This is a genomic window from Oceanobacillus sp. CAU 1775 (assembly GCF_054482815.1).
In genome coordinates this window covers 42,825-69,313 of record NZ_JBTLRO010000009.1, presented here as the reverse complement: position 1 = coordinate 69,313, position 26,489 = coordinate 42,825, and the positions used below count along the sequence as shown (strand labels likewise).

The following is a 26,489-nucleotide window of genomic DNA, read 5'->3' as shown; positions in this document are numbered from 1 at the left end:
AACTTGGATAAAACGTGATATTTCTTCATATTCTTTTGATAGATGAATTTGTTTCACTCATCCAAAAACATCCTATGAAATGGTAGCGTTTCCTTTCGAATGCCCCAAATTCACTAAAAACTCAGGTGTAGACAGAAGACTAAAATATCTTTAGTATTATATTTGAATATAATTATTAAAAAGTGAGGGGTAAAAATGGGAGCTGTTGCTGCGGTGGTGGGATTGTCTTTAGTCTTTATTGGACTAGTCGTAGTCCTCTCTTTAGCTACTATAAGTAAAGGTTATGGCTATAAACATAAGATTGATCCGCATCCAGATGAAGAAATTAAGGAAGAGTTAAATAGAGAACAAAAGAATAACAACCCTAGCTAGCATTCATCATTGTTTTCACTTCTTGGGAAAAAAGAAAGGAAGTTGAGAGATGTTGTTTATCATAGCAGGTCTGATTGGATATATTTTTGGTTGCCTCCATGGGTCGCAAATTATTGGAAAGATTAAAGATATTGATATAAGAAGCCAAGGGGTTAAAAATGCTGGAGCCTCTAATGCAACCATTCTATTAGGTTGGAAATCTGGTATTCTTGTTGCTTTGATAGATATCTTCAAAGCGACGCTTGCAATTCTATTAGTATTATTTATCTTACGTGAAAATGGAATAACTGGAGATACACAAATTCTATATATTTATATCACGGCTTTATTTGCTATAATAGGGCATAATTATCCCATAACAATGGGTTTTAAAGGTGGAAAAGGGACAGCATCTTTAGTAGGTGTTCTTCTGATTATCGATTGGAGGATTGCATTAATAGGCATTGGTATCCTTTTAGTCTTTACATTTGCTACAGATTATCTAGTAATCGGCGTGCTATTTATGTATATCTCTTTTCTAATTACCACGTATATCTTTTTTGGACCAGGTCCAACATGGATTGTTGTTTTCTTATCTCTACTAAGTGTGTGGAAGCATTTAGAAAATTATAAGCGTATTATTAATAAAGAAGAAACCAAACTTTCTTCTCTTATTAAGAAGAAGGTAAGCTAAAGATTCTAATCCGGAATGGAGTATAACGAAATGGAAATTATATTATGGATTTTAATCGTCATTCTATTTATTGGTAGCTTCTTAGGTATTGTTTTTCCCATTATTCCATCGGTATTACTTATTTGGGTAGGGTTTATTATTTATCAGTTTGGAATTGATGGAAGTGAACTTCATACTATCTTTTGGCTAGCAATGATATTATTTACTGTACTATTAATCAGTGCAGATATTGTTGCAAATAGTTATTTTGTTAGGAAGTTCGGTGGAAGTAAAGCAGGAGAACGTGCAGCAGCTGTTGCTGTAATTGTTGGTTCTTTTATCACACCGCCTTTTGGAATTATCTATGTTCCCTTTATCGTCGTTTTTATTGTAGAAATGATTATTAAGAGAACAGTTAAGGAAGCTTTTCGGGCTTCTATTGGTTCTTTAATTGGATTTTTAGGTGGCTCTATTGCAAAGGTTATTCTACAACTTATAATGATTGTATGGTTTATACTTGCAGTAATTTTTTAACGAACGAATCTTGATTTTAAAAGGAGTTTTGGCTTATGAACTATCCTGCTAGAGTTTTAACGATTGCGGGTGCAGCAGCTGGTGGAAGTGCAGGGATACAAGCAGATTTAAAAACATTCCAAGAATTAGATGTCTATGGAATGACGGTTATTACAGCAATTGTGGGGAGACATCCCGAAACGGATAAAAATGTCCATCCACAAACAATAGAAGCAATTGAAGCGCAATTTGATACAGCAATGCGCCAAGTTGGCACAGAAGCGATAAAGACTGGGATGCTTTTTTCAAAAGAAGTTATTGAGCGAACTGCTGAATTAATTAGAGAATCTGAGATTCCTTCCATCGTGATTGATCCAGTGATGGTTGGAAAACTTGATTCAAAACTACTAAAAGACGATGCAATTGAAGCGATGAAAGAGAAGTTGCTTCCACTAGCAACGATTATTACGCCAAATATTCCTGAAGCATCTTTTCTATTAGACGATAGAAAAATAACAAATGTGGAAGATTTGAAGCAGGCAGCTATTGACTTGTACGAGCTTGGTTCGAAGTATGTTTTAGTAAAAGGTGGACGTCTTTCAGGACCAGCAGTCGACGTATTATATGATGGGGAGACATTAACATTATTTACAGCTCCTCGTATTGATACGGTGAATACGAGTGGAGCAGGCTGTAGTTATTCCGCTGCAATTACCGCATTTCTTGCGAAGGGTGAGTCAGTTGAATATGCTGTTGAACACGCGAAGAGATTTGTAACAACTGCCATTCAACATGGTTTTTCTTATACAGAAATGGTCGGACCAACTTATCATGCTGCTGAAAGAAAATTTGGAGATGCATTTGAAATTAAAGTAGAGAAAATCAAATAGGGGGATCTACAATGACAAAGCGAGCGCTAATTAATGTGGATTATACATATGATTTTGTGGATGATAAAGGTACTTTAACAGCTGGTGAACCTGCTCAAGCAATTGAGGGGAAAATTGTTTCACTTACAAAGAAATTTATTGAAGCAAATGATTACGTTGTTTTTGCTATTGATGCACATGAAGCAGGGGACGAGCTACATCCAGAGTCAGCACTTTTTCCAGCGCATAATATAATTGGAACAAAAGGTCGCGATTTATATGGTAGCTTGGCTCCTCTTTATGAAGCGAATAAAGATAGAGATAATGTATATTACTATGATAAGACACGTTACAGTGCTTTTGCTGGAACAGATCTCGAAATCAAACTTCGTGAACGTGGAATAGAAGAAATTCATATCGTTGGTGTTTGTACAGATATTTGTGTATTACACACCGCAGTAGATGCTTACAATAAAGGATTTAAAATTGTTATTCATAAAGATGCGGTTGCGAGTTTTAATCCGGCTGGTCATGAATGGGCACTTGAACACTTCACAAACACTTTAGGAGCAAAGGTGATATAGCAGGGCTTAGCTTGACTTTGCCCTGTTTTCTCTATATATTGAGTGTATATACGAAACGCTGATGGGGATTAGTATAATTATTAGTCTTTCTAAAGAGAGGAAATGGATGGTGTGAATTTCCGAAAGACGTAATTAGAACCTGCCGCCTGAGTTCGCTATCGACAGACAAGTTCTTTAAGATATGCGCGGTGAAAATCCGTTATCTAATCAAGTGTGCATGAGGCAACTTATGCAAACAAGGGTGGTACCACCAAACCTCGGTCCCTTATTTTAAGGATGGAGGATTTTTTTGTGCAAAAAATAAAGAAAATATAAAATGAGGTGTTAGTCAATGTCAAAGAAGAATAAAGATTTCGTAGAGAAAATCACTGCGATGGAGGATGACTTTGCTCAGTGGTATACCGACGTTGTTAAGCAAGCCGAGCTTGTGGACTATGGTCAGGTAAGAGGAACAATGATTATTCGTCCATACGGTTTTGCGATTTGGGAGAATATCAAAGATGAATTAGATCGCATGATTAAAGAAACGGGACACTCAAACGTGGCTTTCCCTGTTTTTATTCCGGAAGCTCTTTTACAAAAAGAAGCAGATCATGTGGAAGGATTTGCGCCTGAAGTTGCATGGGTTACACATGGTGGCGACAATGAATTACAAGAAAGAATTGCTGTTCGTCCAACTTCAGAAGCGTTATTCTGTGATTATTTCTCAAAGCATATTAACTCTTATCGTGATTTGCCTAAACTATACAATCAGTGGGCAAACGTTGTTCGTTGGGAAAAGACAACTCGTCCATTCCTACGTTCTTCGGAATTCCATTGGCAAGAAGGGCATACAGCACATGCAACTTATGAGGATGCAGCAGAAGAAACAGAAAAAATGTTAAATGTGTATGCTGATTTAGTTGAAAATTATTTAGCAGTTCCAGTTTATAAAGGGAGGAAAACAGCAAGTGAGAAATTTGCAGGTGCTGAATATACCTTAACAATTGAAGCGTTAATGCATGATGGAAAAGCGCTTCAATCAGGAACAAGTCATCACTTTGGTTCAGGATTTGCAGAAGCATTTGACATCACATATTTAGATAAAGAAGGAAAGAGCCAGCATGTATATCAAACATCTTGGGGACTTTCAACAAGAATTATGGGTGCATTAATTATGGTACATGGTGACAACCGTGGATTAGTTGTCCCACCAAAAATTGCACCAACACAAGCGATGATTATTCCAATTGCGCAGCATAAAGAAGGCGTTTTAGATAAGGCTTATGATTTACTTGATAAATTAAAAGGCATTGCACGTGTTGATATTGATGCAAGTGATAAGATGCCAGGTTGGAAATTTAACGAGTACGAAATGAAAGGAATCCCAGTAAGAATTGAAATGGGACCGAAAGACATTGAAAAAGATCAGGTTGTGCTTGCACGTCGTGACACAGGCGAAAAGGAATTTGTTCCATTAGCTGATTTAGAGAAACGTCTACCAGAATTATTAGATGAAGTACAACAAAATCTATATGATAAAGCTTTAGCACATCGTAATGAAAAAACTACTTCTGTAACAACAATGGAAGAGTTTGAAGAAGTACTGGAATCAAAAGGTGGCTTCTTAAAAGCAATGTGGTGTGGAGAAGAAGCTTGTGAAGAGAAAATTCAAGAAAAAACAACTGCAACATCACGTTGTATTCCAAATGAACAAGAAAAATTAGCCGATACATGTGTATGCTGTGGTAAGCCAGCTAAAGAATTAGTTATTTGGGCAAAGGCTTATTAATCATAAAAGTATCGTTAAATATATTTTTTGATTAAATTAGCGGCTCTTCTGAGAAACACTAAATTTTAAAACATATGAAAAGAGACATAAAATCTCCATGATTTTATGTCTCTTTTTTAATTTTTAAATGATTATTCTGACATTGAATGGTACACTAAACTTACTTGGTAAAAAGAAAAAAGAAAGATTCTTTTTACAAATGTAGGGGGAATATATTGTGAAAGTAGCTTATATTATAATTAAAATTTTAATTGTTCAAATGTACATAACTACTTTCTTTGCTTTGGATGAAGGTTGGCTTCACATTCTTAATACTCTTTTTTGGACACCAGCTGTTTTCGCTATCTTCTTTTTAAAAGGAGATACCCAAGTGATGACTTTATTAGTAACAGTCGGAATCAGTTTCTTTCTTACGCCCGTTGTTCTTTATGACCTCTATGGTCCTGCCGGTTTCTTTCAGCCACTCATCATGATTCCACTTGTATTTTACATCATTTATTTATACAAAGATGACTTATAATGCGCGGGGTCTATATTTATTACATTCCTTTATTTTCACTTTCTAGCTCATTAATCCTCTATTTTAGACATGATCCCTCTTCTTTTAAATCTTCGGTTGTTCTGATTACTCTATATGTTACTCCTCTAATAATCGCGACGATTGCTATAATAATTTTCAATTTGCTATACCAATATATTTATAAAAGAAATGATATTCAGGAGTGATAGTGATGATAGATTTAACAGATAAACCAACGTTAGAAGGGGATAAGCTTATTCTTAGACCTTTCCAGCCATCTGATTTTAATTATATTGAGGAGTGCTTAAAAGACCCAGAAGTTATAAAACTTACAGGCAGCACTTCAGATTTCGATAGGGAAAAAACACTGCATTGGTACAACACAAGAAATGAACAAACAGACCGATTGGACCTAGCGATTGTCGATAAGACTTTAAAAGTAGTTGTAGGAGAGGCAGTGATAAATTTATATGATGAGAAAAATCATAGCATGAATTTTAGAATACTCATCGGGCCTAGGGGGCGAAATCGTGGTCTTGGGACAGAGGCAACTCAATCGATGTTGAGTTATGTATTCGCTTCTACCGATCTTGAACAAATTACATTAAGTGTATTTGATTTTAATCCAAGGGCAAAAAGAGTATATGAAAAGTTGGGTTTTACTGTAGAAAGTATAGATAAAAATGATTTAAAATTTGAAGGGGAATGGATCGATTCTTTGAATATGGTATTAACAAGAGAGGAATGGTCGCAACGGAATAAATCATAGAAGGGGTTAGGTTTAGTGAAAAAATATATCCTGCTCATGATTCTTTTGTTTTTCATTGTTGGCTGTAGTCAAAAAGATGAAGTTATTTTTGAAGGAAGTTCTACCTTGGTTGTTGAAAAGCGTTTTGGAAATGAATCTTCCAGTAGTTTCGAGGTTATCAATGAAATTAGCGATAAAGACACCATTCAAGAAATTGTAGAGATATTTCAAGAAATCAAGTGGGAAACACATACAGAGTATAATATGCCCGAACCCGATTATAAATTAGCTACAGATTATCATATTTGGATTACACCAAGGGGAGACAGGTTAGAAATAATAAATATCAATAACAGCTACTATGTTAGATTGTCAGCAAAGGACTCTGAAGAGTTATTTGAATTAATGACTGGAAAAGAACTTCCTTAAGATGTAATGTTATGGAGTTTTGAGAGAGTGTTCGTCACCTATAGTTAAAGGGGCATCTTCATTGAAAACGGCTTATATTGTACTCTTTGACTCTATCGATATTTAAGAAAAGAGTCAGTTCTCAAGTAACAGTGTTTATTGGGAACTGACTTCACCTTTTGTTTTCATGTCTTTAGGCAGCTCAACAAAAAAAGCCTGCTTTTTGCTTCAAAATTGCATATAATAACAATCACCCTGTTTTAAAGAGACAACCATGTTAAAATTATTCGTCTCCTATTCTGTCAGTTTTAACTTCTGTAGGAGAATATTGCGTCTTAGCCTCTGCGACAAGCTTGTCCAGTGAATATTTTTTTCTGATGAGTCTTATTGGTGTCAGGATTAATCTTTGGTTTTCATAGTCAATAGTCACTTCTAGAGGTGACCCATTGTCAATGTCTAGGGCTTTTTTCCATTCACTTCGAATAATGACAGCTGAACTGTTACCTTGCTTTATTAGGGTAGTTTGCATTGCTTCTGCCCTCCTCGGAGAGTTTTTTTCATTATATCACCCTCTAATTTAAGAGTACATACACAAGTTCATAGGGTGTTTAACAGAAGCGTTATTAAACAAAAATACAGAGTTCTAAGAAAGAAAAGGAAGGGCTTAAGGAATGAAAATGTATAGAAGTTTTATTTATTTAGTTTTTGCATTAGTGATGTTAATGGGATGTACTGATAAAACAGTTGAAGAACCTACAACTGAAGCTTCAAACGCAAATTCGGATATAGAATCTAGCGAGGAAGAATCGGCTAGTGAAAATAAATCCGGGGAAGAAGCTGATCCAGAGGAAAATTCAACGACAAATAATAACGATAAAGAATCAAATGAAAATATGGATACACTAGCAAACTATTCTGCCGAAGAAATTGAATATGCTAGAGTTTGGTTACAGCTTGGACCAAATCAAGAATTGGACGAGCTATACGCTAAACATATCCCTGCAAATACGGCACTTAATCCTGACGACGAGACGAGCGAGGGTTATCCGGAAGATGTGATACAACTATCAGGTACTCGTTTAGTTGATGGGTCAATTACATACAGCGGAAATGGTGATGGTACGATTAATGTATATAATGTTCCGCTACGCTGGGATGGGGTTTATCCAGCAGGTGAGGAATTTTATATAGATATTATCGAAAATACAGAGCAAGTGCCCATTGAACCAGGAAATGACGATGAAGTTATCGAGTTAATAAAATTATTACATATTGAAAAGAAGTGAAGTAAAAAATAAACCCAGCCACATGATAAACACATGGCTGGATATTTTTAAGCTTCAATTAATTTTTCAATATCTTTCTTAATCTTCTCAGGTTCTGTTTGTGGTGCGAAGCGATCAATGACATTCCCATCTTTATCCACTAAGAACTTTGTGAAGTTCCATTTTATACCTTCTGATAAAAATCCTTTTTGTTCTTTTGTTAAATATTTATAGAGTGGATGTGCATTTTCACCATTTACATCTACTTTACTAAACATCGGAAAAGATACTCCGTAATTTGCAGAACAGAAGCTAGCGATATCTTCCTCATCTCCTGGCTCTTGACCAGCGAACTGATTACAAGGGAATCCTAGAATTTCGAATTTATCATTCCCAATTTCATCATAAATCTTTTGAAGTCCCTCATACTGTGGAGTTAGTCCACATTTACTAGCCGTATTTACGATAAGCAATACTTTACCATCATAATCTGCGAGAGATTTCTCTTCGCCTTTAATTGTTGTTGCACTGAAATCATGTACGCTCATTCAATCAGCCTCCTTATAAAAAGCATAGCAACCAAAGAGATTGCTGTCAAAATCTATGTTCGTTATTTTGCCACTAATTCGTAACTTTTTATTTTCGGACATATTTGTTATAATATCCTTTGTGCAAGATTATAAAGTGAAGAAAAACGCCAAACATTTGTATCTTGCAAATATAAATGACAGGTGGTAATGAATAATGGAGAAAGAAAAGTATCAGGTCTTGTTGTACTATAATTATGTACACATTGAAGACCCAGAAACTTTTGCAGCTGACCATTTAAAATTCTGTAAAGAAGTAGGTTTAAAAGGTCGTATTTTAGTTGCAGAAGAAGGAATAAACGGTACAGTTTCAGGTACTGTTGAACAAACACAAAAATACATGGATATGATGCATGCAGACGAAAGATTTGCTGACATGATATTCAAGATTGATGAGCATGAAGGGCATGCGTTTAAGAAAATGCATGTTCGCCCAAGAAATGAGCTAGTTACTCTACGACTTGAAGATGATATTAATCCATTAGAATTGACTGGAGAATATTTAGAGCCAAAAGAATTCCACAAAGCTCTTCAAGATGAAGATGTTATTGTGCTTGACGCACGTAACGACTATGAATATGACCTTGGTCATTTCCGTGGAGCGATTCGTCCGGATATTGAAACATTCCGGGACTTACCAGATTGGGTTCGTGAAAACAAGGAAATGTTTGAAGGCAAAAAGATTCTAACGTACTGTACAGGTGGTATTCGTTGTGAAAAATTCTCTGGATGGTTAGTAAGGGAAGGCTTTGAAGACGTTGCCCAATTACATGGCGGAATTGCAATGTACAGTAAGGATCCTGAAGTACAAGGTGATCTTTGGGATGGAAAAATGTATGTCTTTGATGAAAGAATTTCAGTTCCTATTAATCAAAAAGAACATGTAGTAGTAGGGAAAGATTACTTTGATGGCACGCCATGTGAGCGTTATGTGAACTGTGCGAATCCTGAATGTAATCGTCAATACCTTTCATCTGAAGAGAACGAATATAAATATATGCGTAGCTGTTCACATGAATGTCGCGTAAGTCCTCGTAACCTTTATGTGCAGGAGCATAATTTAACAGAAGAAGAAGTAGCAGAGCGTCTTCAAGCAATTGAAGAAGTCCATGCTTAATACGATAATAAAAGTAACCAAAACGATTCTAGGAAATTGAATCGTTTTGGTTACTTATTTTTTTAAGCTGGCTTTACGCTAAGCTTTGCTTTTTGGTTTAAATCATTCTTTTGATTAAAACGAATGAGTCGCATTGCGTTTAAAATAACTGCTAGCACACTAGCTTCGTGAATCAACATTCCTGATGCGAGGTTGACGACTCCGCCTAGTACGCCTGCAAGTAAGACTGCTACGACACCTACTGCAATAAATGTGTTTTGCTTCATGTTTCGAACAGTTGATTTGGATAGAGAGTAAGCATGAGCATATTGAGATAATTTATCTGCCATTAATACAACGTCAGCTGTTTCCATTGAAATGTCTGTTCCACCTTCACCCATTGCGATTCCAATGTCAGCAGTGGCGATTGCCGGAGCATCGTTAATGCCATCTCCTGCCATTGCAACGACATGACCAGATTCCTTTAGTTCTTTTACATATTTAACTTTATCTTCTGGAAGAAGCTCAGCATAAAATTCATCAATACCTAATTGCTTTGATACAAGTTCTGCTGTATGTCTGTTATCTCCTGTAAGCATAATAATCTTTTTAATTCCATTTTGTCTCATGTTTGCTAAAGCATCTTTTGCGTCTTCCCTAATTTGGTCTGCAATGGAGAAGATACCTGCAATTTTACCATCGACTGCTGCAAATATAGCGGTATTACCTTCTTTTTCCCGATCAATTTGGTACGTACCAACATCTTCAGGGATAGTGATACCCTCTGCATTCATTAATTTACGATTTCCAATTGCAAGGACTTGGCCTGCAAGTGTTACTTTAATTCCATTTCCTTTAATTACTTCACTTTCTTCTGGTTCTTGTACCAATTCCATGTTTCTAGCTTTTGCTTCTTTAACAATTGTTTGTCCCAAGTGGTGCTCTGAGATGGTTTCTGCTTCTGCAACTATTTGTAAAAGTTCATCCTCATTATAATTATTATATGTTTTAATATTTGTAACTTCAGGTTTCCCTTTTGTTAAGGTACCAGTTTTATCAAAAACTAATGTGTCTACCTTAGAGAAGTTATCCATCACTTCTCCACCTTTAACAAGTACACCGTTTTTTGCGCCATTCCCAATCCCTGCTACGTTAGATACTGGAGCACCAATCACTAGAGCACCAGGACATGCGACAACAAGGAAGGTAATTGCTAAGTGCAGGTTATTTGTTATGACATAAACGAGTACAGATAAAACAACGACTGCTGGTGTATAAATATTTGCAAATCTATCTAGGAATTTTTGTGTTTTCGATTTTGATTCTTGTGCTTCTTCAACAAGTTCAATTATTTTTGCAAAAGTAGTGTCATCGCCAACTTTTTCCGCAATCATTTCCACATAACCATTATCCACAATCGTTCCACTAAATAATTTATCTTCTAAAGTTTTTGATACTGGAACAGATTCGCCAGTTACTGCTGCTTCATTTAGAGAAGCTTGACCAGAAATAATACTCCCATCGACAGGAACCTTTCCACCTGAACGAATGATGATACGATCGCCTTCGATAACTTCTTCTACAGGAATAACTTCTGTTTCGCCATTTCGAATAACTTCTGCTTCCTGTGGTGCCATATCAACTAAATCTTTTAATGATCTGCGTGTTTTTTCTAATGTACGTGCTTCTAAATAATCTCCGAATAAGAATAGGAAGGTTACAACTGCTGATTCGACATACTCTCCGATGAAGAGCGCACCAATTACAGCAATTGTTACTAATAACTCAATACTAAATGCTTTCATTCGAGCTGATTGGTATGCTTTGATGAAAATTGGTACTCCAGCAATTACAGTTGCGACAACCAAAACGATTTGCCTTAAATCATAAAAACCTGAGAAATTGAGTATGAGTGCTAGGATGAGTAGAGCACCCGTTAGAAATGTGATTTGTTTTTTACGCTTATTTATCCATTTAATAAACATAATTCATCGACTCCTTTTCATTTTCTTTTTATATTTATTGTGTTTAATGTTTTATCTTATGTCTTCATAATATAGGGAAAACGAAGAAGTGTAATTGACACACATCAAGATATTAAAAGAAAAGCTTTCGATGAACGAAAGGTACTAAAATATACAGGGTAAGCTATACTGTATATGAGTTTAAGAATATATTTAAAAATGTTTTTTCAGCTATTTGAGGGAGGTTATTCAATTGCAATATGTCATTATCGGTGGGGTAGCTGCTGGAATGAGTGCAGCAATGGAAATATATCGGACAGATGCATCCGCGAAAATTACTGTACTTGAACGGGGCGAAGATTATTCGTATGGCCAATGTGGTTTGCCCTATGTTATTAATAAGGTCATTCCTGATGTAGAGGATGTCATCGCACGAACTGTTACAACATACAAAGAAAAATACGGAATGGACGCAAAAATAAATACAGTTGTGACCGGAATAAATGTGGAAAAACAAGAAGTATCAGCAGTAAATAGAAAAACGAATGAATCGTTTCAAGTTTCCTATGATCGTCTTCTTATTGCTACAGGAGCTGATCCGGTAAAGCCGATATGGGAAGGGATAGATTTAGAGGGAATTCATTTTCTAAAAACTACTACAGATACGGAAAGGCTAATGAGAGATCTAAAGGATGATATCAAAGAGGTAACAGTTGTTGGTGGTGGCTATATCGGACTGGAGATGGCGGAGAGCTTCCAAACGAGTGGACGTAACGTAACTTTAATACAACGAGGGCAACACTTAGCTAGTATATTTGATAAAGAAATGGCTCTCTATATAGAGGAAGAAGCAAGAAAGCAAGGAGTAAAAGTCGTCTTAGAAGAATCTGTCCAAAGCTTTTCAGGTGAGGCACGTGTAGATAAGGTAATCACAGATAAAAATGAATACAACACTGATCTTGTTTTGATTGCGATTGGTGTCCAACCAAATACAGAATTTCTCAATAGTACAGGAATTCATACATTAGAAAATGGCGCACTTTTAGTAAATCCATATATGGAAACTTCCATTAAAAACATTTATGCAGCAGGTGATTGTGCTGCTCATTATCATCGTATTAAAAAGAAATATGATTATATTCCACTTGGAACGACAGCTAATAAACAAGGTAGAATCGCAGGTGCGAACATGGCAGGAAACCCAATTACTTTTAATGGTGTTGTAGGTACGTCCATACTCAAGTTTTTTGACCTAGCTTTAGGTCGGACAGGGCTTTCTGAAAAAGAGGCAAGAAGAATAGGTTTGCCTTATGAAACGATATCAAGTCAATCTATTTCACATGCAAATTATTATCCAGGTTGGGAAAAACTACATCTTAAGCTTCTATATCACAAGAAAACAAACGAAGTGCTTGGTGGACAAGTAATCGGGAAAGAGGGAGTAGACAAACGAATAGACCTCCTAGCAACGGCTCTCTACGCAAAATTAACTGTTCCTCAATTGATTGATCTTGATTTAAGTTATGCACCACCATATAACGGAGTATGGGATCCAATTCAGCAACTGGCAAGGAAGACTGGACTATCCTAGAATTATTTAAGTTGAACCTAATTAATTTATAGAAAAAACGAGAGAACTTTATACCAGACGTTCGTAAGCTGTCTGTTATAGAATTTTCTCGTTTTCTGCTATCTTCATCATTTAAATATCTATTTTACAGGGCGGGACCTGTACTCTTCGATATATTCTTCCATATCAAGAACTTCAATTACACCAGACCAATGGAGAACAGATCCGACGAAATCTCTAATATCTAAGCCGGTCATTTCATATGCATTTTCATCATTCACAGTTCCTGTTGCATCTTCAATAAAGGTTACTTGATACCCTCGATCATATGCAGCAATTGCAGTGAATTGACAACAGAATTCTGTATTGAAGCCAGTTATAAATAGGTGATTTACATTCATTTCCTCTAATTTTTCATTAAGTTCCGTTTGATAAAATGCGCTCGGTGTCTTTTTCTCTATGACAACATCTGCATAATTTTCTAGAGAATGATGTAATTCTGATCCAAGGGACGCTTTATTAAAGTCACTTGACGGATCATCTTCTACATTACGAATAAATATAACTGGATCCCCATTATTTTTAAAATCACGAATGACTTTCTCCATATTATCTAATTCACTTTGGAAATCTTTAAATTCAACAATAACATTTTGTACGTCAATTACTAATAAAGCTTTCATAATCATTCCTCCAGTTTTTTTATAAGGGAAATTTTCCAATCTTCTATCATGTAACTTTATATCATTCATAACGACTAACCATTTATAAAATGAAAATGGAGACGATTATATGAAGAATATTTTGGTTTTGATGACGCTATTTTGCTTCCTTTTTCTTTTTGCTTGTACAAATGATAAAAGTCAAACATTGGAGAGTTTTTATGAGCGTGCAAGTATGGAAAATGTAGATAAAATTATCTTTGTAGATGGCTCAACTGGTTTTTCCAAAGTGATAACTAAGCAAGAGCAAATTAGTGAATTCTTGTCTCTCACGAATGATATCGTATTTACTCCACAAAAAAATCAAGAGAATCGGGATGGCTGGTTATATAATGTGACACTTTTTGATGGTAATAAGGAATTCTCGTTTACCCTGAACAAAATTGGTGACACCTACTATGATTCGAATCCAAACGTCTATCCAATTGTTGAGAAATATTATAAAAACCTCGAGGACAATGAGAAATAAAAACTTTAAATTTTTATGTTTATTTTTCAATGCTTTGAGGAAATAATAATAACCTAGGGACTATTGTTTGAATGACAATTCATGATGTTATTTTACCATGAATTTCACATAAATTATTATAATTAAATAAAATAATGTGAATAGTCCAGATTTTTAGAGGAAATATGTGAGAAATACTTGATTTTTTTAAAAGTTCAAGGTAAAGTAGAGGTGCAAAAGGAAATTGGACTTAGAATAATACTTTACGATCTCTTTTTCAAGTGGTGTAAAGGTATTAGTTTCAATTACTTTGCACGATATTGTATAAGGAGGTCATATAAATGACTGGTAAAGTAAAATGGTTTAACGCAGAAAAAGGTTTCGGTTTCATCGAAGTTGAAGGTGGAGACGATGTATTCGTACACTTCTCAGCAATTCAATCAGAAGGCTTCAAGACTTTAGAAGAAGGCCAAGAAGTTGAATTTGAAATCGTTGAAGGTAACCGTGGCCCACAAGCTGCAAACGTTACACCACTATAATTTAAAAAAAGACAAAAAGCTTACTTCCTAATGGAGGTAAGCTTTTTTTGGCTTTTGTATGATGAATAAGAATGGTTTAGCTATAAAATCATTTAAATAATTTAATAATCGCCTGCGTTCCACTGTCATTTTCACCTTTTTCAGCAAGCTCTTTGTAAAGTTTTAAAGAAAGTTCGAGACCAGGGGTGGAAATTCCAAGTTCTTGAGCAGATTCAATCGCGATTGTCATATCTTTAATGAAATGTTTTACATAGAAACCAGGAGCAAAATCGCCTTTTAGCATCCGTGGACCTAAAACAGAGAGAGAAAAACTTCCCGCCGCTCCAGTAGTTATACTTTCAAGAACCTTTTCTGGATTGAGTCCAGCTTTTTTAGCATAAGTAATTGCTTCAGCAACACCAATCATAGTAGAAGCAATCGTAATTTGATTCGCTAATTTTGTATGCTGTCCTGCACCAGCACTTCCTTGAAAAATAATATTTTCTCCTAGCGCTTGAAACACTGGTAAAACGCTATGAAAAGCTTCTTCATCTCCGCCGACCATGATTGCGAGCTTACCACTTTTGGCTCCGATATCGCCACCAGAAACAGGTGCATCTAATGCATGAATATTTCTTTGTTTTGCTTGATGATAAATATCTTTTGCAAGTGATGGCTTTGATGTTGTCATATCAATGACATATGTATTTTCCCGTGTGTTTTCTAAGATGCCAGCTTCTCCAAAATAGATACCTTCAACATCTGCTGGATAACCAACCATCGTAATTAAAATATCAACTTCCGCTGCTAATTCTGCTACAGTGTCTTTCCATATTGCCCCGTTCAAAAGAAGTTCGTTTGCTTTCGATTTTGTACGGGTATAAATACTAACAGGAAAGCCTGCTTTTAATAAATTATTAACCATGCTCTTTCCCATTACTCCTGTACCAATAAATCCAATTTTACTTTTCTCTACTATCATCGTCTTATCTCCTTTTCCATCAATTGGGAGTGTTTTAATCTGAATCAATAACTATAGCTTTGCGCATAGTAAGGTCAATCATTATTATATCAGATAGTATTTTCAAAAGGGTTGATAAATAAGAGAATTCAAAAAGTGAGGGATAGAAATATGTTGTCAAAAACTGAAATAACAAGTCTTGAAAAGCAATTGAAACAAAGAGAAACGGAATTAATGAACCAATTAAAAGATCATTTCGGTCAGAAATATGAATTTTCCAAAGAAGTCAGTGGAGAGCTTTCGAATTATGATAATCACCCGGGTGATTTAGGAACAGAATTATTTGAACGAAGTAAGGACTTGGCTTTAAATGAACATGCAGAAAAAGAATTAGAGGACATCAATGAAGCGCTTCATGCTATTGAGGAAGGTTCTTATGGAATTTGTTCAGAGTGTGGTAAGGACATTCCATATGAAAGATTGGAAGTCGTACCTACTACAGATCGATGCGTGGAACATACAGAAAAAAATGGTGATACTCGTGATCGACCTGTGGAAGAAGAGGTATTAAATCCTAATATTACCCATAGTAGAGATGGTGATGAAGAGCAAAATGCTTACGATGAAGAGGATGCATGGCAAGAGGTAAGCCGCTATGGAACATCTGATTCACCTTCAGATTTGATGGGTGATCCTGAAACATATAATGAAATGTATCCAAATGCTGACAATCAAAGTAGTGGAACAGAGGACATTGAAAACTATGTATCATCTGATGAAGAAGGAAAGTATAACGAGAATACTTTAAACTATAGTCGTAATAAAAATAAAGAATAAAAAACTGCTCACTCTTTTCAATATGTTAAGAGTGAGCAGTTTTGTTTAGGCAGATTAGGCAGCGTCTTCTATTTGTTCAAGTACAATATCAGTTGTTTCGACTTTTCCATCCCGAATAAATTCAATTTTGATGGCTTCACCAACATTTGCTTCTGAATATAGATGTTTTCTTAGTTCTATAATAGAAGTCACTTCTTCATCATTTATTTTTGTTATGACGTCAAATTGTTGTAAGCCAGCTTCTTCAGCAGGTGAGCCTGGTTCAACATTTGCTACAACCATTCCGCCTTTAACATCATCTGGTAAATTTATTTCGTATCTGTATTGTGGTGGAACTTGATATAATGCTGCAGTACTAATTCCAATTAATGGACGTGTGATTTCGCCTTCAATTTCTAACTGCTCCATAATCGGAAGTGCTGTATCAACAGGAATGGCAAATCCAATTCCTTCAACTGCGCTTTGAGCAATTTTCATTGAATTAATGCCGATTACTTCACCATCTGCATTAATCAACGCACCACCACTATTCCCTGGGTTTATCGCAGCATCTGTTTGAATAACTTCTGTAATCCAGTCTGCTTGGCCATCACGGTTAGTATCTACTTCAATGGAGCGGTTTAGACCACTAATAATACCTTTTGTAACTGTATTCGCAAATTCTAAACCAAGTGGATTACCGATTGCTAAAACCGTTTCTCCGATTACAATATCTTCTGAGTTACCGATTTTTGCCACAGTATTAATCTTATCGCCGTCTACTTCGAGAACTGCTAGGTCAGTCAATGCATCTTCTCCAAGTACTCTCGCAGGAATTCTTTCATCATTACTAAGAACAATTTCCACATTTTCAGCATTTTCTACAACGTGCTGATTCGTAACAATATATGCTTTTCCATCTTCCTTTTTGTAAATAATTCCTGACCCTGTACCAGCTTCTTGGTTGCCAGTCCAAATGCTATGTTGTTGCATATTTACTACACCAACAACAGCTTCTGCAACCTCTTCAATATTAGTTGAAACATGGGCGTCCTCATTGGATAAGTTTTGAATGAAATTTGCCGAGGCAGTTGTTTCAATCGCATCATTCTCAGCATTATTATTTATAGGAATTATATTAGAAGTGAATAGTAAAGCAACGATGATTGCAGATACGATACCACCAACTAAACCACCTGCGAGTGCACTAATTCCAATCCGACTTTTCTTACTTATATTTTCTCTTTTGTTCGTTATTGGTTTGCTTTCTTCCTGAACCTCTGTAGAGTCCGTTGATTCTGGTTCATAAGTATCTTCAGGTTCAATTTCTCTATCCTGACCTGTATTCGGATTTTTATTATATTCATCCATATTACAAACATCCTTTCCTGTAAATTATTTAGATTTGTTAAAGTTTATTGTTGAATATCGACTCATTAAGGTATATGAAGTATATTTCCGAAGCGGGTCTATCCACTTAATAAAATTGACTTTAATATTGCCTGTTTTTAAATAAAGATGCTTTTACAATATACTTCACTATAATTTTAAAAATAGAAAAGCTGCTGTTAATTAACAGCAGCTTTTCTATTCAGGTTTTAAGTAGAAAACGCAGCTGCAAATTCTACCCTGAAAATTTTCCGTAAGGGGGGGAAGTTAACAAGGAAGAAAATTGGTTACTAGCAATTTTTGGGATGAGTTAAAATTTGCTTTAATCAATTGGGAAAAGAGAGGTATTCCCAACTGAACTTCCTTAACTACATTGTATTCAATGAAAAAGGAATAGGTTTGGTATAAGTGTGGAAAAAATGTGGTATCTACTGAAGTTTTACTTCTTTAGGTAAATATTATCCCAAAAACGGTTCAAAACCATTCATCTTAATAGCTTTTAGTGTAATTATCGTTCATTCTATGGGAAAATAGGTATAATAATAAAAGACAAAGGGTACATCATTTATAGAAGAAAAAGGTGAAAGATGATGCGTAACCATATTGGAATAGTGGAAGATGATAAAAACATTCAAAATATAGTCTCTGCATACCTAAAAAAGGAAGGCTATGAAGTTACAGTTGCAGGATCAGCAGAAGAAGCGTGGGAAGTATGGGAAAAAACTCCTCCAGACATGTGGGTTCTCGATATTATGCTACCGGGAATGGATGGTTATGAATTTTGTAAAAAAATTCGCTTAGAGAGTGAAGTTCCGATAATTATTATTTCAGCAAAAGATGATGAGATTGATAAAATATTAGGCTTAGAACTAGGTGGAGATGATTATTTAACAAAACCATTTAGCCCAAGAGAACTTGTAGCACGCGTAAAACGACTATTTAAAAGAAGTTCTGTGACAATCGATGAACCAAAGCAAGCCGATAATCAATTACGTGCAGGGGATCTTCATATCTCACTTGATGAACGGAGGATTTTCTGGGAAGGTAATGAATTTGAAGTGACTACAAAAGAATATGAGATGCTTTTATTATTTGTAGAAAACCCAAATCGTGCATTTTCCAGGGAAGAATTACTAATTAAAATCTGGGGGAATGATTATTTTGGTAGTGATCGCGCAGTAGACGACTTAGTAAAACGCATCAGGAAAAAACTGCCAGATGTTCCACTCGAAACGGTCTGGGGCTTTGGATATCGCCTTAGAAAAGATGAGGAGTAACTTATGAGATTACGGTCACAGCTAACATATGCTTTTACAAGCTTATTAATTGTTGTACTAGCAGTTACTGGTTATCTTATCTACTCCTTGATTTTGGACATATTGGTTCAGAATGAAAAGCGCCAATTGGAAGAAACGGGTGAACTTCTTGTAAGCATCTTGTCCGAAAGATATGGAACGGCAGATGATATCCAGCAATTTAATCAATTGCTACAGGATCAAGAGCTGCACCTATTTATATATGATCGTAATGAGGATTCTGTCTTGTTCTCCACGATGCCAAACGTTGTCGTTGCAGGCTTTTTATATGAGAATAATTTTGCTAACCGTGGCGAGCATATGTGGCAATTAGGAAACGATCACTTTGTAAATTCACGGATTCTAATCTCACCTGATATAGGTAGAGAATTAATTTTATTAACGCCGATGACGGATTTGCATGCCATTCAACAGAACTTCTTTTCTCGTTTATTTGTTATTTTCTTAGTTGGAGCATTTTTGGCTGTTTGGTTAAGCTACTTTTTAACAAATAAATTAATCACACCATTATCGATGCTGCAACTACAATTGAAGAAAATAGAAAAGCGTCAATTTGATGATATTGATAGGGTGGTAGCTACAGGAGAAATTAAAGAAGTTGAGCAAAGTATTTATGATATGGCAACAGAATTGGAGCGCTACATGAAATCACAGCAAGTATTTTTCCAAAATGCGAGCCATGAATTAAAAACCCCCTTAATGACGATTCAGGGATATGCAGAAGGAATAAAGGATGGAATTTTTCAAGGGGAAGATAAAGAAAAAGGTTTAGAAATGATGGTTGAGGAAGTAAAACGATTGAAGGTTATCATTAATGAAATGATCTTACTTGCAAAGCTGGATACAGAAAAAACATATAAACCTGAAAATATAATAGGAGATGTCTTTATCGAGTCTGTCATTGACCGTGTGATTCCGTTACTTAATGAGCATGATGTAAAATTAGAAAAGAAAGTTGATAAAGATATTTATCTTTATGCTGATCAAGAAAAGTTACTAAGAGCTTTCTCTAATGTAATTATTAATGCTATAAGGCATGCGAAAGGCAAAGTGTTTATTACAGCTTATAAAGAACAAAAGGAGATTATCTTTACAATTGAAGATGATGGAGATGGGATTAAAGAGGACTTGATTCCGTATATTTTCCATCGTTTCGTTAAAGGTAGTGGGGGAGAGACTGGATTAGGATTAGCCATTGCCAGAACAATTATAGAACAAACAGAAGGTAAAATAAGTGTGGAAAAATCAAATACTTTAGGTGGCGCGAGGTTTATAATAACCCTACCACGTTCACCAAATAAAAAGCAGAATTAAAAAGTTATATACGATTTTTAATATATATGGTATAATTACCTAGTTTTAAAAGACCGGTAAAAATAGAGGAGCGTACATTAATGCTACAAAGAGAAGACATTCGTAATATCGCAATAATTGCACACGTTGACCATGGAAAGACAACTTTAGTTGATCAGTTACTAAAATACTCAGGAACATTTCGGGATAATGAACAAGTTGAAGACCGTTTGATGGATTCGGGAGATATCGAACGCGAACGCGGAATTACTATTTTAGCAAAAAACACTGCCGTTAAATATAAAGATGCAACTATAAATATTTTAGATACACCAGGACACGCAGACTTCGGTGGAGAAGTTGAACGTATCATGAAGATGGTTGATGGTGTAGCACTAGTCGTTGATGCATATGAAGGCACAATGCCACAAACACGTTTTGTATTGAAAAAAGCATTAGAACAAGGACTACGCCCGATGGTAGTTCTGAATAAAGTAGACAGACCAAACGCAAGACCTGAAGAAGTAGTCGATGAAGTTCTTGACTTATTTATTGAACTTGGAGCAAGTGATGAACAATTAGAATTCCCAGTTGTTTATGCATCAGCATTAAATGGAACTTCTGGATTGAGTCCAGAAGACCAAGAAGAAACAATGGATCCAGTTTTTGAAACAATTATGAGCCATATTCCAAGCCCAGTAGATAACAGAGATGAGCCATTACAATTCCAAGTAACATTGCTCGATTATAATGATTATGTTGGAAGAATTGGTGTTGGCCGCGTATCTAGAGGTAAGATTCATGTAGGACAACAGGTTGTTGTTATTAAAAAAGATGGTTCGAAAAAGAACTTCCGAATTTCAAAATTATTTGGTTTTCTTGGTTTACAACGAATTGAGATTAAAGAAGCAAACGCTGGTGAAATTGTAGCTGTATCTGGTCTAGAAGATCTAAATATTGGTGAAACAGTTACTCCAGTGGAACATCCAGATCCACTACCATGGTTACGTATTGACGAACCGACTCTACAAATGACATTCCTTGTTAACAACAGTCCATTTGCAGGTAAAGAAGGGAAATTCATTACGTCTAGAAAGATTGAAGAGCGTTTGTTAAAACAACTAGAAACAGATGTGAGTTTACGTGTAGAACCAACAAGCTCTCCAGATGCCTGGGTTGTTTCAGGACGTGGAGAATTACACTTATCGATTCTTATTGAAAACATGCGCCGCGAAGGTTTTGAGCTACAACTTTCAAAACCAGAAGTAATTATTAAAGAAATTGATGGCGTAAAATGTGAGCCGATGGAAAGAGTGCAAATCGACGTTCCAGAAGCATACACTGGAGCTGTTATGGAATCTTTAGGTGAACGTAAAGGCGAAATGCTCGATATGATTAACTATGGTAACGGCCAAGTTCGTATCGAATTTAAAGTACCTTCTCGTGGGTTACTAGGATATACGACAGAATTTATGTCACAAACAAGTGGTTATGGTATTATCAACCATACATTTGAAGCTTATGAGCCAGTTGTCAAAGGTCAAGTAGGTGGACGTCGTCAAGGTGTTCTTGTAGCCTTAGAAAAAGGAAAAGCTACAACTTATGGAATTATGCACCTTGAAGACAGAGGAACAATCTTTGCTCATCCTGGATTAGAAGTTTATGAAGGTATGATTGTCGGGGAACATAATCGTGAGAATGATTTAACGGTTAACCTTACAAAAGAAAAACAATTAACGAACGTCCGTTCAGCGAACAAAGACCAAACGTCTTCGATTCGAAAAACAAGAACGATGTCTCTAGAAGAAGCATTACAATATATAAATGAAGATGAATTCTGTGAAGTTACTCCAGAGTCCATTCGTATTAGAAAGAAAATCCTTAACAAGAACGAACGCGAAAAAGCAGCGAAAAAATCAAAAGATTAATTTAAAAAACTGAGAAAGCTTTTGCTCTCTCAGTTTTTTTATTTACGCAGTAATGGTAATGTACAACAGCGATAGGAACCGCCAGATTTAATGATTTCAGAAAATGGAACTTCAATAACATTAAAATCTGCTTCTACTAATAGTTGATTAATTCTTTTATTTTCTGGAAGGCTAATGATTTTTCTTTCACCAATTGCAAGGACGTTTGGCCCCATAGCAAACTGTTCGTCTGAAGAAACATCGATGAGTGTGTATTTTTTTCTTAAAGTTTGTAGGTCCGTATCATTAAATGCGTCTGCATATACTAAACCAGTATGATCATCGATAATATTAAACGCACAGTCAAGATGTAAAATATCTTCTCTTAATTTTAGTCGGTGTATATTATAGCCAGGAAGTTCTGCTTCAAGTTCGTCAATAGCTGCATTAGTTGTTCGACCACTAACACCAATCCAAATATCTTTATGATGGACGATAACATCGCCACCCTCAATTGAATGCGTTTCTGATAGGGTGAAGTTCAACTTGTGGTTATCTAACCAATCTGTTAGCACAGGTATTTCTTTTTTACGAATATCTCGGTCCATATGAGAAATAAATAGTTTATCACCGATAGTAAAGCCAATATCACGTGTGAAAACTTGTTCATTTAATTCTTTCTTAGTATCTAATTCATGAACATTGATATTTTCTTTTCTAAGTACATTGACAAAGTTTTCGTGTTGTTCCACCGCAATATCAATATCAATATTTTCATTTGCATAGTTTCTTTGTGTTTCGTTAATAATTTCAGTAATTGCCATATTTGTCGGCGGAGCTACTAGAACATGCTCCAAATTGTCATATTCGGTATGGCATTGAATGGATAATGTTGTTGTATTTTTCATTTTACGACCTCTTCTCTACGATGTGAAATCACTTGCTTTGTTTTTTTCTTTCATTGGGTATGAACTTTATGCAGTAAATTGCTAGTAACAATAGTATTATTGCAGTCCCCCAGGCCACCATACCACTCCAATATAAATCGAGATTAATTCCAAGTATGATAACAATAGCGCTTAATCCAATGAAAATCGCAGTTAAATAGCGTTTCACAATAACTCCTCCATTGTTTCTTACCATTGTTAAAGAACAGAAGTTAATTTATTTTTGTCAATTTATTATACTATAATCATACCACCTGCTCCAGAAATAACACAAAATCGACATGAAGTATAGAGGGTTTAATTGTTAACGTATAGTAAAATAATAATAGCAATATATTATATAAATGGAAAGAATGGAGTAGGCATATGAAAGTAAAATCATATCTGTTACCAGTGGTTCTATTGTTATTATTAATAACTGGTTGTGGAAATGCTGAAATAAGTGTAATAGGTTCTGATAAAGAAATAAGTGAAAGGCAATATGAGTCGATAGAAAAAGATTACTTTCCAGTAAAGATAACGAATGAAATTACTATTTCTTCTATTGGTGACGTTTTGATTCACCGACCAGTAGCTCTTGACGCATGGAATGGTGCTATATATGACTTTTATCCAATGTTGGAGAAAATGAAACCATATTTATCAAAATCAACAATTACAATTGCTAATCAAGAATCGATGATAGGTGGGATTGCACATGGTTTATCCTCCTATCCATCCTTCAATAGCCCACAAGAAGTTGGTGACGCATTGAAAGCAGTTGGGGTAGATGCAGTTGTTTTGGCAAATAATCATACGTTAGACAGAGGAGAAGCTGTTGTACAGAGTGCCCTTCAGCATTGGAAAACGTTGAATATGATTTATGCTGGCGCATATAGCGATTTTGAGGATCAAAGTGATCTTAGAATAATTGAAACAGATGAAGATATTTCAGTTGCTTTATTATCCTATACTTACGGAACGAATGGTGTTCCAGTTCCTCAAGGGAAAGAGTATCTTGTGAATTTAATTAATCGCGAAAAAATTGCTGAAGAAGTAGACCGTGCCAAGGATTTGGCGGACGCTATTGTTTTGCAACTACATTTCGGAAATGAGTATGAACGTACCCCGACAGCAGAACAAAAGGAACTTGCTCAGTTTGCAGCTGATCTCGGTGTGCATGCTGTGATTGGTCACCACCCACACGTTCTTCAACCTGTAGAATGGCTAAATGGAGAAGAAGGAAATGAAACGCTTGTTATTTATAGTCTGGGAAATTTCCTTTCTAATCAGCAGGAGCTTTATCAACGGATAGGTGGGGTATTCACTTTCACCGTGGAAAAAACAACTTATCGAGATGAGACGACGGTGCGTTTGCATTCCCCAAGTTTGTTACCGACATACGCAAAGTTTGATCCTAGTTGGTCAAACTATGAAATTGTTCCAATGCATCAGTTAGCGGATAGTGATTTAGCGGGAGCTTCGGCACATTATACAGAAATCAAAGCACATATGTCGCAGTGGATGCCTGAATTGTTGTTTCCTGAGGATTGATAGCATGGGATGGTTTGAATTTTTTTGACGTGGGGGATGTGAAGAGGGGTATCTAGGTAGATATTTTTGAAGAATAGCTTTTATCTGCCTTGCTATCGGCCATCAAAATCAACATTTACGAAATTGTCGACCGATAAAAGCGATCTATCGGCCATCAAAATCAGTATTAGCGAAATTGTTGACCGATAAAAGCGATCTATCGGCCATCAAACTCAGTATTAGCGAAATTGTTGACCGATAGAAGTGATCTATCGGCCATCAAACTCAGTATTAGCAAAATTGTCGACCGATAGAAGCGATCTATCGGCCATCAAACTCAGTATTAGCGAAATTGTTGACCGATAGAAGTGTTCTATCGGCCATCAAAATCAGCATTAGCAAAATTGTCGACCGATAGAAGCGATCTATCGGCCATCAAACTCAGTATTAGCGAAATTGTTGACCGATATAAGCAATCTATCGGCTATCAAAATCCGCATTAACGAAATTGTCGACCGATAGAAGTGATCTATCGGCCATCAAAATCCGTATTAACAAAATTGTTGACTGATAGAAGCAATCTATCGGTCACCAAACTCAGCATTAACAAAATTGTCGACCGATTGAAATCCAATTTAGCTTTATTACGGCAGATAATCAAAGAAAACACTTTTATCTGCCGTAATAAGTTTTATCTCTAAAAACAAAATCTATTTAGTAATCCGAAGTCGCTTATTCATTACTACAGAAGCGAGATATAAAATCAACCCAACACCGACAATGAGAAGATGTGAAGTGCTGATAAGGCTACCAAATGTAGGCATGAACATAAATACGAGTAAGGTCAAACCGATAAAAACCATTGCAATTACCCATACTTGTAAGAACTCCATCCACTTTTTAGTAGGCTTCTTTTTAAAGACACTACCATTAATCCATAAAATTACGATATAGACAAATCCAGCAAGTAAGATTAAATCAATTATCACTATCGAAATTCCCGTACCTAAATAAAAGTCAAAGGTTGCCGTGCCCAAGCCGAAAATTTTATAAGCGAGGTAATTAGCAATGCCCGTAAATATCGCAACAATTCCTAAAAGATTTAACCCGAGATACAAAAGCAAAATTAACTGGTCCTTCTTCGTTTCCCTTGGCAATTCATTAATTAAATCCTCACTGTAGGCTTTTAAATCTTCGCCAAAAATATCTTTCGCGGTTTTACCGTTTGCTTGAGCTTCTAGTAAATGATCGAGCAATTCCATAAGGATTTCTTCGGATTGTTGTTCAGATTTATTGTGCATCCGAATATAAACAAGCATTTCCTCGTAATCTTCTTGGTTCTCTTCATTTAAAAGTTCTCGTTTCTCATTATTTTCCTTTATTAAATCTTTCGCATGCATGCTTTTACCTCCTTTTATTTAACATTTGATCAACTGGTATTTTTAATGATTCCCATTGTGTTGTAAATTCTTCTAAGGATGCGATGCCTTCTGTTGTTAACTTATAATATTTTCTTCTCGGCCCTGAATCAGATTTCCGCATTTCACCAACAATTTTTTCCTCTCGTTGCAGACGTAGTAATATTGGATAGATCGACCCTTCACTTACGTCATCAAGTCCAAATCCTTGCAGCTTAACAGACAGTTCATAGCCATACGTAGGTTCTTGGTCAATAATTGCTAAAATACAACCTTCTAAAATGCCTTTTAATAATTGACTACGTTGCGACAATTCACCCACC

28 protein-coding genes and 1 other annotated feature are annotated in these 26,489 nt (G+C 35.7%); of the genes, 19 read left to right on the top strand and 9 right to left on the bottom strand.

Annotated features, from left to right (window positions below; all coding sequences use genetic code 11):
* Window positions 1–222: 222 nt before the first annotated feature.
* The 9 genes from ytzI to ACXYMZ_RS14145 all read left to right on the top strand — a co-directional run bounded on the left by ytzI (window position 223) and on the right by ACXYMZ_RS14145 (window position 6,458).
* Window positions 223–372 (top strand): YtzI protein, encoded by a 150-nt coding sequence (gene ytzI, locus ACXYMZ_RS14185; RefSeq protein ID WP_458949064.1) that lies wholly within the window; start codon window positions 223–225, stop codon window positions 370–372.
* Window positions 373–421: 49 nt separating this feature from the next.
* Window positions 422–1,045, top strand: a complete 624-nt coding sequence (locus tag ACXYMZ_RS14180; RefSeq protein WP_458949063.1) for a glycerol-3-phosphate acyltransferase — start codon at window positions 422–424, stop codon at window positions 1,043–1,045.
* Between the two features lie 30 nt (window positions 1,046–1,075).
* Window positions 1,076–1,558, top strand: coding sequence for a DUF456 domain-containing protein (locus tag ACXYMZ_RS14175; RefSeq protein WP_458949062.1), 483 nt, complete (start codon window positions 1,076–1,078; stop codon window positions 1,556–1,558).
* A gap of 35 nt (window positions 1,559–1,593) precedes the next feature.
* Window positions 1,594–2,427 carry a bifunctional hydroxymethylpyrimidine kinase/phosphomethylpyrimidine kinase gene (gene thiD / locus ACXYMZ_RS14170; protein ID WP_458949061.1) on the top strand — a complete coding sequence of 278 codons (834 nt, stop codon included), beginning with the start codon at window positions 1,594–1,596 and terminating at the stop codon, window positions 2,425–2,427.
* Between the two features lie 11 nt (window positions 2,428–2,438).
* Entirely contained in the window at window positions 2,439–2,990 is a 552-nt protein-coding gene (locus ACXYMZ_RS14165; RefSeq protein ID WP_458949060.1) for a cysteine hydrolase family protein, read from the top strand.
* A 49-nt stretch (window positions 2,991–3,039) separates the two neighbouring features.
* Window positions 3,040–3,259: a binding site (T-box leader), on the top strand.
* Window positions 3,260–3,321: 62 nt separating this feature from the next.
* Window positions 3,322–4,761, top strand: coding sequence for a proline--tRNA ligase (proS, locus tag ACXYMZ_RS14160; RefSeq protein ID WP_458949059.1), 1,440 nt, complete (start codon window positions 3,322–3,324; stop codon window positions 4,759–4,761).
* A 217-nt stretch (window positions 4,762–4,978) separates the two neighbouring features.
* Entirely contained in the window at window positions 4,979–5,281 is a 303-nt protein-coding gene (locus tag ACXYMZ_RS14155) for a hypothetical protein (RefSeq protein WP_458949058.1), read from the top strand.
* Between the two features lie 211 nt (window positions 5,282–5,492).
* Window positions 5,493–6,050 carry a GNAT family N-acetyltransferase gene (locus ACXYMZ_RS14150; RefSeq protein WP_458949057.1) on the top strand — a complete coding sequence of 186 codons (558 nt, stop codon included), beginning with the start codon at window positions 5,493–5,495 and terminating at the stop codon, window positions 6,048–6,050.
* A 15-nt stretch (window positions 6,051–6,065) separates the two neighbouring features.
* Window positions 6,066–6,458, top strand: a complete 393-nt coding sequence (locus tag ACXYMZ_RS14145; protein ID WP_458949056.1) for a hypothetical protein — start codon at window positions 6,066–6,068, stop codon at window positions 6,456–6,458.
* Window positions 6,459–6,720: 262 nt separating this feature from the next.
* Here the strand turns inward: ACXYMZ_RS14145 and ACXYMZ_RS14140 are convergent, their stop codons facing one another.
* Complete coding sequence (locus ACXYMZ_RS14140) at window positions 6,721–6,966, bottom strand: AbrB/MazE/SpoVT family DNA-binding domain-containing protein (protein WP_458949055.1); 246 nt, start codon at window positions 6,964–6,966, stop codon at window positions 6,721–6,723.
* 148 nt (window positions 6,967–7,114) lie between these two features.
* Here ACXYMZ_RS14140 and ACXYMZ_RS14135 point away from each other — a divergent pair, with 148 nt between their 5' ends.
* Window positions 7,115–7,723, top strand: coding sequence for a hypothetical protein (locus ACXYMZ_RS14135; RefSeq protein ID WP_458949054.1), 609 nt, complete (start codon window positions 7,115–7,117; stop codon window positions 7,721–7,723).
* Between the two features lie 47 nt (window positions 7,724–7,770).
* Here the strand turns inward: ACXYMZ_RS14135 and ACXYMZ_RS14130 are convergent, their stop codons facing one another.
* Window positions 7,771–8,250: a glutathione peroxidase gene (locus ACXYMZ_RS14130; RefSeq protein WP_458949053.1), complete on the bottom strand. Its 480-nt coding sequence runs from the start codon at window positions 8,248–8,250 to the stop codon at window positions 7,771–7,773.
* Window positions 8,251–8,446: 196 nt separating this feature from the next.
* On the opposite strand from ACXYMZ_RS14130, the gene trhO reads away from it, so the two are divergent.
* Window positions 8,447–9,406: an oxygen-dependent tRNA uridine(34) hydroxylase TrhO gene (gene trhO / locus ACXYMZ_RS14125; protein ID WP_458949052.1), complete on the top strand. Its 960-nt coding sequence runs from the start codon at window positions 8,447–8,449 to the stop codon at window positions 9,404–9,406.
* Between the two features lie 62 nt (window positions 9,407–9,468).
* Here trhO and ACXYMZ_RS14120 read toward each other — a convergent pair whose 3' ends face one another.
* Window positions 9,469–11,370: a heavy metal translocating P-type ATPase gene (locus ACXYMZ_RS14120; RefSeq protein ID WP_458949051.1), complete on the bottom strand. Its 1,902-nt coding sequence runs from the start codon at window positions 11,368–11,370 to the stop codon at window positions 9,469–9,471.
* A 232-nt stretch (window positions 11,371–11,602) separates the two neighbouring features.
* Between ACXYMZ_RS14120 and ACXYMZ_RS14115 the strand changes: the two genes are divergently transcribed.
* The gene (locus tag ACXYMZ_RS14115) at window positions 11,603–12,940 is read left to right on the top strand and encodes a CoA-disulfide reductase (RefSeq protein WP_458949050.1); all 1,338 of its coding nucleotides are present in this window, start codon (window positions 11,603–11,605) and stop codon (window positions 12,938–12,940) included.
* Window positions 12,941–13,059: 119 nt separating this feature from the next.
* Here the strand turns inward: ACXYMZ_RS14115 and ACXYMZ_RS14110 are convergent, their stop codons facing one another.
* The gene (locus ACXYMZ_RS14110; protein WP_458949049.1) at window positions 13,060–13,602 is read right to left on the bottom strand and encodes a cysteine hydrolase family protein; all 543 of its coding nucleotides are present in this window, start codon (window positions 13,600–13,602) and stop codon (window positions 13,060–13,062) included.
* A 109-nt stretch (window positions 13,603–13,711) separates the two neighbouring features.
* On the opposite strand from ACXYMZ_RS14110, the gene ACXYMZ_RS14105 reads away from it, so the two are divergent.
* Window positions 13,712–14,110, top strand: a complete 399-nt coding sequence (locus tag ACXYMZ_RS14105) for a hypothetical protein (RefSeq protein ID WP_458949048.1) — start codon at window positions 13,712–13,714, stop codon at window positions 14,108–14,110.
* A 320-nt stretch (window positions 14,111–14,430) separates the two neighbouring features.
* Window positions 14,431–14,628, top strand: a complete 198-nt coding sequence (gene cspD, locus ACXYMZ_RS14100; protein WP_458949047.1) for a cold-shock protein CspD — start codon at window positions 14,431–14,433, stop codon at window positions 14,626–14,628.
* Between the two features lie 88 nt (window positions 14,629–14,716).
* On the opposite strand, the gene ACXYMZ_RS14095 is transcribed toward cspD, so the two are convergent.
* Entirely contained in the window at window positions 14,717–15,589 is an 873-nt protein-coding gene (locus ACXYMZ_RS14095) for an NAD(P)-dependent oxidoreductase (protein WP_458949046.1), read from the bottom strand.
* Between the two features lie 150 nt (window positions 15,590–15,739).
* On the opposite strand from ACXYMZ_RS14095, the gene ACXYMZ_RS14090 reads away from it, so the two are divergent.
* Complete coding sequence (locus tag ACXYMZ_RS14090) at window positions 15,740–16,405, top strand: TraR/DksA C4-type zinc finger protein (protein ID WP_458949045.1); 666 nt, start codon at window positions 15,740–15,742, stop codon at window positions 16,403–16,405.
* A gap of 54 nt (window positions 16,406–16,459) precedes the next feature.
* Here ACXYMZ_RS14090 and ACXYMZ_RS14085 read toward each other — a convergent pair whose 3' ends face one another.
* Window positions 16,460–17,755 carry a S1C family serine protease gene (locus ACXYMZ_RS14085; RefSeq protein ID WP_458949044.1) on the bottom strand — a complete coding sequence of 432 codons (1,296 nt, stop codon included), beginning with the start codon at window positions 17,753–17,755 and terminating at the stop codon, window positions 16,460–16,462.
* 608 nt (window positions 17,756–18,363) lie between these two features.
* Here ACXYMZ_RS14085 and ACXYMZ_RS14080 point away from each other — a divergent pair.
* The 3 genes from ACXYMZ_RS14080 to typA all read left to right on the top strand — a co-directional run bounded on the left by ACXYMZ_RS14080 (window position 18,364) and on the right by typA (window position 22,310).
* On the top strand, window positions 18,364–19,050 hold the full coding sequence (locus ACXYMZ_RS14080) for a response regulator transcription factor (protein WP_458949043.1): 687 nt from the start codon (window positions 18,364–18,366) through the stop codon (window positions 19,048–19,050).
* Between the two features lie 3 nt (window positions 19,051–19,053).
* Entirely contained in the window at window positions 19,054–20,403 is a 1,350-nt protein-coding gene (locus tag ACXYMZ_RS14075) for a sensor histidine kinase (RefSeq protein ID WP_458949042.1), read from the top strand.
* An 80-nt stretch (window positions 20,404–20,483) separates the two neighbouring features.
* A complete protein-coding gene (gene typA, locus ACXYMZ_RS14070) occupies window positions 20,484–22,310 on the top strand; it encodes a translational GTPase TypA (protein ID WP_458949041.1) in 1,827 nt (608 codons plus the stop codon).
* A gap of 38 nt (window positions 22,311–22,348) precedes the next feature.
* On the opposite strand, the gene ACXYMZ_RS14065 is transcribed toward typA, so the two are convergent.
* The gene (locus tag ACXYMZ_RS14065) at window positions 22,349–23,197 is read right to left on the bottom strand and encodes a dimethylarginine dimethylaminohydrolase family protein (RefSeq protein ID WP_458949040.1); all 849 of its coding nucleotides are present in this window, start codon (window positions 23,195–23,197) and stop codon (window positions 22,349–22,351) included.
* A gap of 405 nt (window positions 23,198–23,602) precedes the next feature.
* Between ACXYMZ_RS14065 and ACXYMZ_RS14060 the strand changes: the two genes are divergently transcribed.
* Complete coding sequence (locus ACXYMZ_RS14060; protein WP_458949039.1) at window positions 23,603–24,769, top strand: CapA family protein; 1,167 nt, start codon at window positions 23,603–23,605, stop codon at window positions 24,767–24,769.
* 689 nt (window positions 24,770–25,458) lie between these two features.
* Here ACXYMZ_RS14060 and ACXYMZ_RS14055 read toward each other — a convergent pair.
* Window positions 25,459–26,148 carry a DUF1129 family protein gene (locus ACXYMZ_RS14055; RefSeq protein ID WP_458949038.1) on the bottom strand — a complete coding sequence of 230 codons (690 nt, stop codon included), beginning with the start codon at window positions 26,146–26,148 and terminating at the stop codon, window positions 25,459–25,461.
* Window positions 26,149–26,152: 4 nt separating this feature from the next.
* On the bottom strand, window positions 26,153–26,479 hold the full coding sequence (locus ACXYMZ_RS14050; protein WP_458949037.1) for a PadR family transcriptional regulator: 327 nt from the start codon (window positions 26,477–26,479) through the stop codon (window positions 26,153–26,155).
* Window positions 26,480–26,489: the final 10 nt, after the last annotated feature.

Bases quoted from the DNA above. Each gene is read 5' to 3' on its own strand.
- ACXYMZ_RS14180 (WP_458949063.1), top strand. From the start codon at position 422: ATGTTGTTTATCATAGCAGGTCTGATTGGATATATTTTTGGTTGCCTC.
- ACXYMZ_RS14175 (WP_458949062.1), top strand. From the start codon at position 1,076: ATGGAAATTATATTATGGATTTTAATCGTCATTCTATTTATTGGTAGC.
- thiD (WP_458949061.1), top strand. From the start codon at position 1,594: ATGAACTATCCTGCTAGAGTTTTAACGATTGCGGGTGCAGCAGCTGGT.
- ACXYMZ_RS14165 (WP_458949060.1), top strand. From the start codon at position 2,439: ATGACAAAGCGAGCGCTAATTAATGTGGATTATACATATGATTTTGTG.
- proS (WP_458949059.1), top strand. From the start codon at position 3,322: ATGTCAAAGAAGAATAAAGATTTCGTAGAGAAAATCACTGCGATGGAG.
- ACXYMZ_RS14150 (WP_458949057.1), top strand. From the start codon at position 5,493: ATGATAGATTTAACAGATAAACCAACGTTAGAAGGGGATAAGCTTATT.
- ACXYMZ_RS14140 (WP_458949055.1), bottom strand. From the start codon at position 6,966: ATGCAAACTACCCTAATAAAGCAAGGTAACAGTTCAGCTGTCATTATT.
- ACXYMZ_RS14135 (WP_458949054.1), top strand. From the start codon at position 7,115: ATGTATAGAAGTTTTATTTATTTAGTTTTTGCATTAGTGATGTTAATG.
- ACXYMZ_RS14130 (WP_458949053.1), bottom strand. From the start codon at position 8,250: ATGAGCGTACATGATTTCAGTGCAACAACAATTAAAGGCGAAGAGAAA.
- trhO (WP_458949052.1), top strand. From the start codon at position 8,447: ATGGAGAAAGAAAAGTATCAGGTCTTGTTGTACTATAATTATGTACAC.
- ACXYMZ_RS14120 (WP_458949051.1), bottom strand. From the start codon at position 11,370: ATGTTTATTAAATGGATAAATAAGCGTAAAAAACAAATCACATTTCTA.
- ACXYMZ_RS14110 (WP_458949049.1), bottom strand. From the start codon at position 13,602: ATGAAAGCTTTATTAGTAATTGACGTACAAAATGTTATTGTTGAATTT.
- ACXYMZ_RS14105 (WP_458949048.1), top strand. From the start codon at position 13,712: ATGAAGAATATTTTGGTTTTGATGACGCTATTTTGCTTCCTTTTTCTT.
- cspD (WP_458949047.1), top strand. From the start codon at position 14,431: ATGACTGGTAAAGTAAAATGGTTTAACGCAGAAAAAGGTTTCGGTTTC.
- ACXYMZ_RS14095 (WP_458949046.1), bottom strand. From the start codon at position 15,589: ATGATAGTAGAGAAAAGTAAAATTGGATTTATTGGTACAGGAGTAATG.
- ACXYMZ_RS14090 (WP_458949045.1), top strand. From the start codon at position 15,740: ATGTTGTCAAAAACTGAAATAACAAGTCTTGAAAAGCAATTGAAACAA.
- ACXYMZ_RS14085 (WP_458949044.1), bottom strand. From the start codon at position 17,755: ATGGATGAATATAATAAAAATCCGAATACAGGTCAGGATAGAGAAATT.
- ACXYMZ_RS14080 (WP_458949043.1), top strand. From the start codon at position 18,364: ATGCGTAACCATATTGGAATAGTGGAAGATGATAAAAACATTCAAAAT.
- ACXYMZ_RS14075 (WP_458949042.1), top strand. From the start codon at position 19,054: ATGAGATTACGGTCACAGCTAACATATGCTTTTACAAGCTTATTAATT.
- typA (WP_458949041.1), top strand. From the start codon at position 20,484: ATGCTACAAAGAGAAGACATTCGTAATATCGCAATAATTGCACACGTT.
- ACXYMZ_RS14065 (WP_458949040.1), bottom strand. From the start codon at position 23,197: ATGAAAAATACAACAACATTATCCATTCAATGCCATACCGAATATGAC.
- ACXYMZ_RS14060 (WP_458949039.1), top strand. From the start codon at position 23,603: ATGAAAGTAAAATCATATCTGTTACCAGTGGTTCTATTGTTATTATTA.
- ACXYMZ_RS14055 (WP_458949038.1), bottom strand. From the start codon at position 26,148: ATGCATGCGAAAGATTTAATAAAGGAAAATAATGAGAAACGAGAACTT.